6 protein-coding genes, 1 tRNA gene and 2 rRNA genes (1 of these 9 cut by a window edge) are annotated in these 8,352 nt (G+C 58.0%); 6 read left to right on the top strand and 3 right to left on the bottom strand.

Annotated elements, in window-relative coordinates:
- The 5 genes from KYK33_RS16885 to KYK33_RS16865 all read left to right on the top strand — a co-directional run.
- Positions 1-1,189: ribosomal RNA gene (locus KYK33_RS16885) — 23S ribosomal RNA — on the top strand; it begins 1,701 nt to the left of the window's first position.
- A gap of 122 nt (positions 1,190-1,311) precedes the next feature.
- Positions 1,312-1,426, top strand: a 5S ribosomal RNA gene (gene rrf, locus KYK33_RS16880).
- 97 nt (positions 1,427-1,523) lie between these two features.
- Positions 1,524-1,600: transfer RNA gene (locus KYK33_RS16875), tRNA-Asp, on the top strand.
- A 662-nt stretch (positions 1,601-2,262) separates the two neighbouring features.
- Positions 2,263-3,171, top strand: coding sequence for a bifunctional methionine sulfoxide reductase B/A protein (locus tag KYK33_RS16870; RefSeq protein ID WP_224431255.1), 909 nt, complete (start codon positions 2,263-2,265; stop codon positions 3,169-3,171).
- A 169-nt stretch (positions 3,172-3,340) separates the two neighbouring features.
- Positions 3,341-5,479: an AsmA family protein gene (locus KYK33_RS16865; RefSeq protein WP_224431254.1), complete on the top strand. Its 2,139-nt coding sequence runs from the start codon at positions 3,341-3,343 to the stop codon at positions 5,477-5,479.
- Positions 5,480-5,557: 78 nt separating this feature from the next.
- On the opposite strand, the gene KYK33_RS16860 is transcribed toward KYK33_RS16865, so the two are convergent.
- The 3 genes from KYK33_RS16860 to bufA2 form a co-directional block, all read right to left on the bottom strand.
- On the bottom strand, positions 5,558-6,364 hold the full coding sequence (locus KYK33_RS16860; RefSeq protein ID WP_224431253.1) for an HvfC/BufC family peptide modification chaperone: 807 nt from the start codon (positions 6,362-6,364) through the stop codon (positions 5,558-5,560).
- A complete protein-coding gene (bufB, locus tag KYK33_RS16855) occupies positions 6,348-7,199 on the bottom strand; it encodes an MNIO family bufferin maturase (protein ID WP_224431252.1) in 852 nt (283 codons plus the stop codon). The genes KYK33_RS16860 and bufB overlap by 17 nt, the downstream gene beginning before the upstream one ends.
- Positions 7,200-7,288: 89 nt before the next feature.
- Positions 7,289-7,555 carry a BufA2 family periplasmic bufferin-type metallophore gene (gene bufA2, locus KYK33_RS16850; protein WP_042041990.1) on the bottom strand — a complete coding sequence of 89 codons (267 nt, stop codon included), beginning with the start codon at positions 7,553-7,555 and terminating at the stop codon, positions 7,289-7,291.
- Positions 7,556-7,931: 376 nt separating this feature from the next.
- Here bufA2 and KYK33_RS16845 point away from each other — a divergent pair, with 376 nt between their 5' ends.
- Entirely contained in the window at positions 7,932-8,267 is a 336-nt protein-coding gene (locus tag KYK33_RS16845; RefSeq protein WP_042041989.1) for a DsrE family protein, read from the top strand.
- The last annotated feature ends 85 nt before the right edge of the window (positions 8,268-8,352 follow it).

Below are 8,352 nucleotides of genomic sequence, written 5' to 3'. Positions count from 1 at the left end.
CAGTGAAGTCCCTTGCGGATGGAGCAGTTGGGAGTCGCAGTGACCAGATGGCTGGGACTGTTTATCAAAAACACAGCACTCTGCAAACACGAAAGTGGACGTATAGGGTGTGACACCTGCCCGGTGCCGGAAGGTTAATTGATGGGGTTAGCGCAAGCGAAGCTCTTGATCGAAGCCCCGGTAAACGGCGGCCGTAACTATAACGGTCCTAAGGTAGCGAAATTCCTTGTCGGGTAAGTTCCGACCTGCACGAATGGTGTAACCATGGCCATGCTGTCTCCACCCGAGACTCAGTGAAATCGAATTCGCCGTGAAGATGCGGTGTACCCGCGGCTAGACGGAAAGACCCCGTGAACCTTTACTACAGCTTGGCACTGAACATTGAACCTACATGTGTAGGATAGGTGGGAGGCTTTGAAGCGATGACGCTAGTTGTCGTGGAGCCGTCCTTGAAATACCACCCTTGTATGTTTGATGTTCTAACGCAGGGCCCTGAATCGGGCTCGCGGACAGTGCCTGGTGGGTAGTTTGACTGGGGCGGTCTCCTCCCAAAGAGTAACGGAGGAGCACGAAGGTTGGCTAATCCTGGTCGGACATCAGGAGGTTAGTGCAATGGCATAAGCCAGCTTAACTGCGAGACGGACAGGTCGAGCAGGTACGAAAGTAGGTCATAGTGATCCGGTGGTTCTGAATGGAAGGGCCATCGCTCAACGGATAAAAGGTACTCCGGGGATAACAGGCTGATACCGCCCAAGAGTTCATATCGACGGCGGTGTTTGGCACCTCGATGTCGGCTCATCACATCCTGGGGCTGAAGTCGGTCCCAAGGGTATGGCTGTTCGCCATTTAAAGTGGTACGCGAGCTGGGTTCAGAACGTCGTGAGACAGTTCGGTCCCTATCTGCCGTGGGCGTTGGATGATTGAAGGGAGTTGCTCCTAGTACGAGAGGACCGGAGTGAACGAACCTCTGGTGTTCGGGTTGTCACGCCAGTGGCACTGCCCGGTAGCTAAGTTCGGAATCGATAACCGCTGAAAGCATCTAAGCGGGAAGCGAGCCCTGAGATGAGTCATCCCTGACCCCTTGAGGGTCCTAAAGGGCCGTTGGAGACCACAACGTTGATAGGTGGGGTGTGTAAGCGCGGCGACGTGTTGAGCTAACCCATACTAATTACCCGTGAGGCTTAACCATACAACACCCAAGAAGTGTTTCTGGCCTTGTAGCAAGTGCATGAACTACTAACTAATTCAGTGATAGTGACAAGCCAAGCGCAACATCATTATTCACGTCAGCTTTCCGGATGAAGTTTTTTGCCTGGCGGCCATAGCGCCGTGGACCCACCTGATCCCATGCCGAACTCAGAAGTGAAACGCGGTAGCGCCGATGGTAGTGTGGCATTCGCCATGCGAGAGTAGGACACTGCCAGGCTCCTAATTAGACGACATTGTACGCAGTACGATGTTGGCCGAGAGGATGACACCTCGCTGAAACGGCAGAAGATTTAGCAAAGCGCTAGCCAAATTGCGGAGCGGTAGTTCAGTTGGTTAGAATACCGGCCTGTCACGCCGGGGGTCGCGGGTTCGAGTCCCGTCCGCTCCGCCAATAAATAGAAAAGGCCTTCCCAATCGGGAAGGCCTTTTTGCTTTTGGATATTCGCGAACGGGATTAAGGAAACAAGGGACCACAGACAGGGCTGCGACTTGCCACTGGCAACTCGGTCCCTGCCTGTGGCACCTTGTGCTTGAGCCGGACGGTGTCCGTCTCCCCGTCCGCTCCGCCAATAAATAGAAAGGCCTTCCCAATCGGGAAGGCCTTTTTGCTTTTGTGTGTTTTTAAGCCGGGTGGCAGCCATGCCCATATGATCCGTTCTGCCATGTTTCAGTCTCTTTTAGCTCCCTCCGTCTAATCCAAGTAGCGCCAAAAGCTCACATTTTTCACCCTCATTATTGGAAGCCATGGCTCTGCCGTTAGGGCTTTTACATGCTTGTTCGCGATCGTTTGGCGCAAATATCAGCCATTGCATCATCATGTGGCATTCTGGCAGACCGGTCTGGTTGAGCACTAAGCCACGGGTTCAAGCACGCCAATCAGGCAGGTGCAAGACAAGAGAGACAGATGGGGCGCTCTGCTTGTTGGGTGATCCAACCTGTTTTTACGGTAAGGTTCCTTGTTGATGCTCAGGCTTGTATCTCGCGTCGCCTGGGCTTGAAATAGGACAAGCAGCTCCCCGGTCTACTATTCACCTGCAATAAAGGAGGTCCATCATGGCTGCCCTGACAGAGTTCGAAAAATATGTGATTGAGCAGAAAGGGACCGAGCGTCCCTTCAGTGGCGAGTATTACCGTCACGATGCACCCGGGCGCTATCTGTGCAAGAAGTGTGGTGCGCCTCTCTATACCTCAGAACACAAGTTCAATGCCCACTGCGGTTGGCCGGCCTTCGATGATGAGATCCCGGGGGCGGTGAAGCGAATTCTCGATGCGGACGGTCACCGGGTCGAGATAGTGTGCGCCCAGTGTGAAGGGCACCTTGGCCATGTTTTTGAAGGGGAGTATCTGACCGACAAGAATCTGCGCCACTGTGTCAACTCCGTCTCCCTCGATTTTGAGGCTAGGGAGGGGAGCGAGCCTCAGGGGTCGAAGATGGCATTGGCGACCCTGGGAGCAGGCTGCTTCTGGTGTGTCGAGGCGGTATTCAGCAGCCTGCAGGGGGTCAGCAAGGTCAGCTCGGGTTATGCGGGCGGAGCGGCCAGGGATGCAGATTACCAACGGGTCTGTTCGGGCCAAACCGGCCATGCCGAGGTGGTACAGATCGAATACGACCCCGCCGTTATCGACTTTGCGACCCTGTTGGAGGCCTTCTTTGCCAGCCATGATCCCACCACTCTCAATCGTCAGGGTCATGATGTGGGTCCTCAGTACCGCTCGGTGATCTTTGCCCATGATGATGAGCAAGTGCGGGTCGCCGGGGCCATGATCAAGGCGCTGGATGAAGCCAAGGTTTTCGCCAGCCCCCTGGTGACCGAGTTGACCGGCTATGATGGCTTCTATCCTGCAGAGGCGGACCACAAGGACTACTATGCCCAGCATGGTGAGCAGCCTTATTGCCAGATAGTGATCCGTCCCAAACTGGAGAAATTCAGGCAGCTGTTTGCCGAACACCTCAAGGGGTGAGGGCATTGCACGAACAACGTTAACCGCAAAGACCGGCCAATGTGCCGGTCTTTGCCTTATCGGGGTTCAGAAGCTGTCGCCTCCCGATCGTGATGGGGGGCTAGCCCGGCCTGCTGCTGGCGGACCATGGTATAGTCGTGGCAATCGGTTTTTTGAGAGAGAGTGACTCATGAAGAAGATCATCTATGGGGTGCTGGGGCTGGGCGCGGCCTTGCTTGTCGGGGGCGCGGCTCTGGTAACCCTGATCGACCCCAATGATTTCAAACCCTTGCTGATAGAGCAGGTGAAGAAGAACACGGGGCGGGACCTGGTGGTATCGGGCCCCATCGCCTGGACCTTCTGGCCGAGTCTGGGACTCTCCCTCGAGCAGGTGGCGCTGCGCAATCCGAGCGGATTTGCCGAGCCGGACTTGGTACGCTTCGAACGAGGCCAGGCATCGGTCGCCCTGTTGCCTCTGCTCTCCCATCAGTTACAGATTGGCGAGGTGGCGCTGGACGGGGCTCACCTCTTTATCCAGACCAAGGCCGATGGCAGCTCCAACTTAAGTGGCCTGAAGAAGGCTGATGGGAGCGTTGCCACAGAGCCCAGTGCCGAGCCTGTGACACGGGGGGATCAGGCCGATCCCAACAAGGCGAAGTGGCAGTTGGACATAGAAAGCATCTCCCTCAATCAGGCCAGTGCCCTGGTGCTGGATGATCGCAGCGGCTCTCGCCTCCAGCTGGCGCGCCTCGACCTCTCCCTCGGCGAGCTCAGACTCGATACCTGGGTACCCATCAGCTTCGCCCTGGAGGGGGAACAGCAGGGGCTCAAATTAGCGGCCAAGGGGGCAAGCAAGCTGAAACTCGGCAAGGATCTCGCGATGAGTGAGTTGCAGGGCCTCGCTGTCGAGGGTTCACTGCAGCAGGCCGATACCCGAGTCGACCATTTCACGCTGAGCGCGGATCGTCTGATGCTGGATCAATGGAGCCAGCTTGACCTGAGTGCTCAAGGAGAGCAGGGAGAGCTGAAGTTCGACCTGAAGAGCAAGCTCAAGGGGCGTCTCAATGGTGCCCAGACTCTGGTCGATTTTAGTGACTTGACCCTCGATGGCGCCTTGAGTGGTCCGCAACTGCCTGAGTCCGGGGTCAAGATGGCCTTGGCTGGTGAGGGGCAATGGGCCATGGCGAATAAAACGTTGACCCTGCCCAAGCTACAGTTGGGGGTTGATGATTTGCAGCTGAACGGCGATGCCAGCGTGGCGATGACGGCAGTGCCTGCCATTCGTTTCAATCTTGCGGCCGAGCGGCTGGATCTGGATGCCTGGCGTCAAAAAATGGGCAAGGGGATTACCGCTAACCCCGAGCCGGACAACCAGAGCGCCCCTGCCTCCAAATCAACGAATGCCCCTGTTGCGCCATCAACCATCACGGCTGAACCGGATCTGAGCTGGTTGAAAGGGCTGGATCTGGCCGGTCGCCTGCAACTGGGGACCCTGATCGCCGATGGGGTGACCGCCCAGCAGGTTGAGCTCGATCTGGCCGCCAACAAGGGGCTGGTCAATCTCAAGCATGTTAGTGCCAAGCTGTTTGGCGGCTCGGTTCAGGGGGAGGGGGTGATCGATGCGCGTCAGCAACCGGCCAGCTTCAAGGTACACAAGCAAATCAAGGGGGTGGATCTGCAGCCCTTGCTTCACAGGGTTGCCAAGACCGACCTGCTGGCGGGCAGAGGCGATGCCGATATTGAGCTCAGTGGCCTGGGACTCTCTTCCCATGCGTTGCGTAGCCAGTTGAGCGGCACCATAGGGCTCAAGGTGGAAGATGGGGCCCTGAATGGTATCAACCTGCCGCAGATGCTGCGCGAGGCCAAGGCGACGCTCAAGGGAGAGAAAGCCAGGGAGGTCAAGGAGGCACGCAAGACAGATTTCAGTGCCCTGACGGCGAGCTTCAAGATAGCCAAAGGCGTGGCGAGCAGTGACGATATTCTGCTGTTGGCTCCGGCGCTGCGGGTCGAGGGCAAGGGAAAAACGGAGCTGCTGCCCGAGACCCTGGACTTCCTGATGGCAACGACAGTGGTGGAGACCAGCAAGGGGCAGGGCGGCAAGGATCTGGCCGAGCTCAAGGGCATTACCATCCCGGTCCAGATCGGGGGGCATTGGCGTGACCCCAGCTACAAGCTGGACATCAAGGCGCTGCTCGCCGATAACAAGCTGCTGGAGGAGAAGGCGCGCAAGGAGGCCGAGCGCGGCCTCAAGAAACTGCTCGGGGACAAGGCTGAGGATGAGCAAATCAAGGGGGTGGCCGACCAGCTGCTCAAGGGATTGTTCAAATAGCCGGGGACCCCGTCAAGCAAACAGCCCTGCCGAGAGATCGGTGGGGCTGTTTCGTTTGTGTAGCTGAACCAGGCAGTGTCAATCGAGCCGTGATGCGTCTTGCTCCAGCCGGTAACCGCCGAGCAGCCCATCCGTGAGCCACTGTTGCAGATACTGGCCAGCCTGGAAGGCGGCGTTGTCACCGGGCAGGCGGGCATTGAGCAACACGCAGAGCGTTGCGAACGCCTCCTGATGGAGCAGGGCGTCGACCAGAATGGCTTCATCAGCATCCAGGCTGCGGTAGCGGGTGCGCCGCTCGGGATCGCGCCAGATGAGGCAAGGGATGGCACACTCACTGCGCTGTGGGGGAGGGGGGGTCTGCTCGGCCTTGAGTGCCTTCCACACCTCCAGGGAGTTGAAATGCTGGAGATGCAGATCAGTGGAGGGCGTCACCAGGAAGCGCAGATCGGGCCAGGACTCAGGGTCCAGGCGCTGGATCTCGCCGAGGGTCAGTGGCTCGGCATCGGCGGCATCGAAGGCGCCGCGCAGTCGCCATTCGAACTCGGCCAACTCGCTCACCTGAGGATGTTCGGCCAGGGCCTGCTCCAGATAGAGGGGAAACTGAGCCCCCAGCTCACGCAGGGTCCAGCTGTGGGGAGGGCGCTGCTGCAGATACCCCTGGCAGAGGGAGGCAAACATCTCATCCCCCACATAGGCCCAGGTCTGCTCGAAGTCCTGTTGCAGGCACTCCAGCAGTCGGCTCTGGTAGGCGTTGGCATAGATGTACCAGCGCAGATCGGCGGGCAGCGAACCGACAACGAGGGGAATAGGTGGGGTTGCGGTCTGCTGCTGCAAACCCGTCATGAAGGCCTGTTGCAGAGCCTGAAGCTCAACCGGCGTTGACATCTTGCGTCTCCAGAGCCCAGTGCGGGGCGGCAATCTGCCTTGCCTGATCCAGCTCGCTGACCAGCTCAGGGAAGGGGGGGATATGGTCGTCGCGCTCTATCATGGTACTGATCGGCCCGAAGCGGCGCACTGCCCGCTCAAACAGGGCCCAGACAGGATCGACGATGGGGTGGTCATGGGTATCAATGACATAGTCCCCATAGTCGCTATGACCCGCGAGATGGAACTGCACCACGGCATCCCTGTCGATGGCGTCGAGGTAGGCGTTGGCATCGAAACCGTGATTGCGGCTGCTCACATAGATGTTGTTGATATCGAGCAGCAGGCGGCAACCACTCCGGCGGCTGAGGTGGTTGAGAAACTCATGCTCGCGGTAGTCGGCACCGGCAAATTCGAGATAAGTTGAGGCATTTTCCAGTACCAGGGGGCGGCCGAGATAATTCTGCACCCGATCGATACGCTCGCACAGATGAGTGAGCACGGCACCGGTCAAGGGCAGCGGTAGCAGGTCATGGCTGTTGTGGCCAGAGACACCGGTCCAGCAGAGGTGATCCGACAGCCAGGCGGGCTCTATGCTGCGCATCAACTCCCTCAAGCGGCTGAGGTAATCCATGTCGAGGGGATCCGCCGAGCCTATGTTCATCGATACCCCGTGCATGACGATGGGGTAATCGGCCCGGACCTGCTCCAGGTAATAGCGGGGTTTGCCCCCTGCCACCATGAAGTTTTCCGAGAGGATCTCGAACCAGTCGGCGCCCTGCGCCCCGTCCAGCACCTCTTGGAAGTGGGGAGGCCTGAGCCCTAAACCAAAGCCGAGCCAGGGGAAACTGTGCATCTGAGCTCCTGATCTATCCATGCTTGCCATAAAAAACAGGCCGGTTGCCCCATGGGGTCACCGGCCATTCTACCCTGCGAAAGACCAGGTTAGCGGACTTTACCGCCTTGGGCATTGCACTCTTCGCGCGTCATGCTAAGGAAGCCTTGGCCCTTGCAGCTGCCTTGACCCTTGCAAGCATTGCTGGCGGTCTTGCAGTCATTATGGCCCTTGCAGCTGTTGACTCCCCAACATTGGACCTGATTTTCACCATGTTGTCCGGTATTGGCGGCCAGAGCGGCACCAGAGAGGGAGACGGCAGCCATTGCGAGGGCGGCACCGGCCAGACGGTTCATGGTTTTACGGGTTGCGTGCATGTTCTATCTCCTTGAAGGATTGTCACTCTACCAGCGTTGGCCGAGCGTCCATGTGACTTGATCTTGGTGAGGAGCGACTCCCCCACCACATGAGTCGGGGGATCAAGATGCTCAGACATCATTACGAACCTTGTTAATGAGTTGGATCATAATGACGCTGCTCTATCGACCTCGCTTTAGAAGACCGAGGGGGAGGGCTTTTACATTCATATAAAATCCATTTTTCTGCCGAAATAATGTCTAGCCCTTGTTATGACTGGGTTGGCATTCAGGTCTGACCAGTTAACTGGGGTCGCTTCTCTTGGCTGGGAGCCATGAGGCTCGCCTTGTGGGGCGGCGACTGTCATCATGGGGATCACTAACAAGGAGGTAACAGATGATTCGAGTGGTCTTTCACCTGTCCGAACGGGATCGCAGCCGGGCGGCATTCAATAATCTCAATAACTTACTGGCGGCTATGGCTGGTGAACCCGGGGAGCTGGTGTTGCTGGTCAATGGGATAGCGGTAACCAGCCTGCTGGAAGGAGGAGAGAGTGAGCCCGAGTGGGCCGGTCTGCGGCAACAGGGCGTCAGGTTGCTGGCCTGCGCCAACTCCCTGCGAGGTCAGCAGATAGCCCCCGAGCGGCTGCTGGCGGGGGTTGAGGTCGTCTCTACCGGCGTCCTGACCCTGATCGAATTGCAGCAACAGGGCTTCGCCTATATCAAGTCCTGAGCCGAGGCCAAGCATATGGAGCGTTGCTGCTCACCTCATTGACGGGTCGGTGGATGCAGGAGAGCGAGTGGCACACGTCAGCGGA

The sequence above is a fragment of the Aeromonas rivuli genome, assembly GCF_020149575.1.
GTDB classification, from domain to species: Bacteria; Pseudomonadota; Gammaproteobacteria; order Enterobacterales; family Aeromonadaceae; genus Aeromonas; species Aeromonas rivuli.
This window is presented reverse-complemented; position numbering and strand designations above follow the sequence as displayed.

Coding starts and splice junctions, on each gene's coding strand:
- KYK33_RS16870 (WP_224431255.1), top strand. CDS start 2,263: ATGGCTGCCCTGACAGAGTTCGAAAAATATGTGATTGAGCAGAAAGGG.
- KYK33_RS16865 (WP_224431254.1), top strand. CDS start 3,341: ATGAAGAAGATCATCTATGGGGTGCTGGGGCTGGGCGCGGCCTTGCTT.
- KYK33_RS16860 (WP_224431253.1), bottom strand. CDS start 6,364: ATGTCAACGCCGGTTGAGCTTCAGGCTCTGCAACAGGCCTTCATGACG.
- bufB (WP_224431252.1), bottom strand. CDS start 7,199: ATGCACAGTTTCCCCTGGCTCGGCTTTGGTTTAGGGCTCAGGCCTCCC.
- bufA2 (WP_042041990.1), bottom strand. CDS start 7,555: ATGCACGCAACCCGTAAAACCATGAACCGTCTGGCCGGTGCCGCCCTC.
- KYK33_RS16845 (WP_042041989.1), top strand. CDS start 7,932: ATGATTCGAGTGGTCTTTCACCTGTCCGAACGGGATCGCAGCCGGGCG.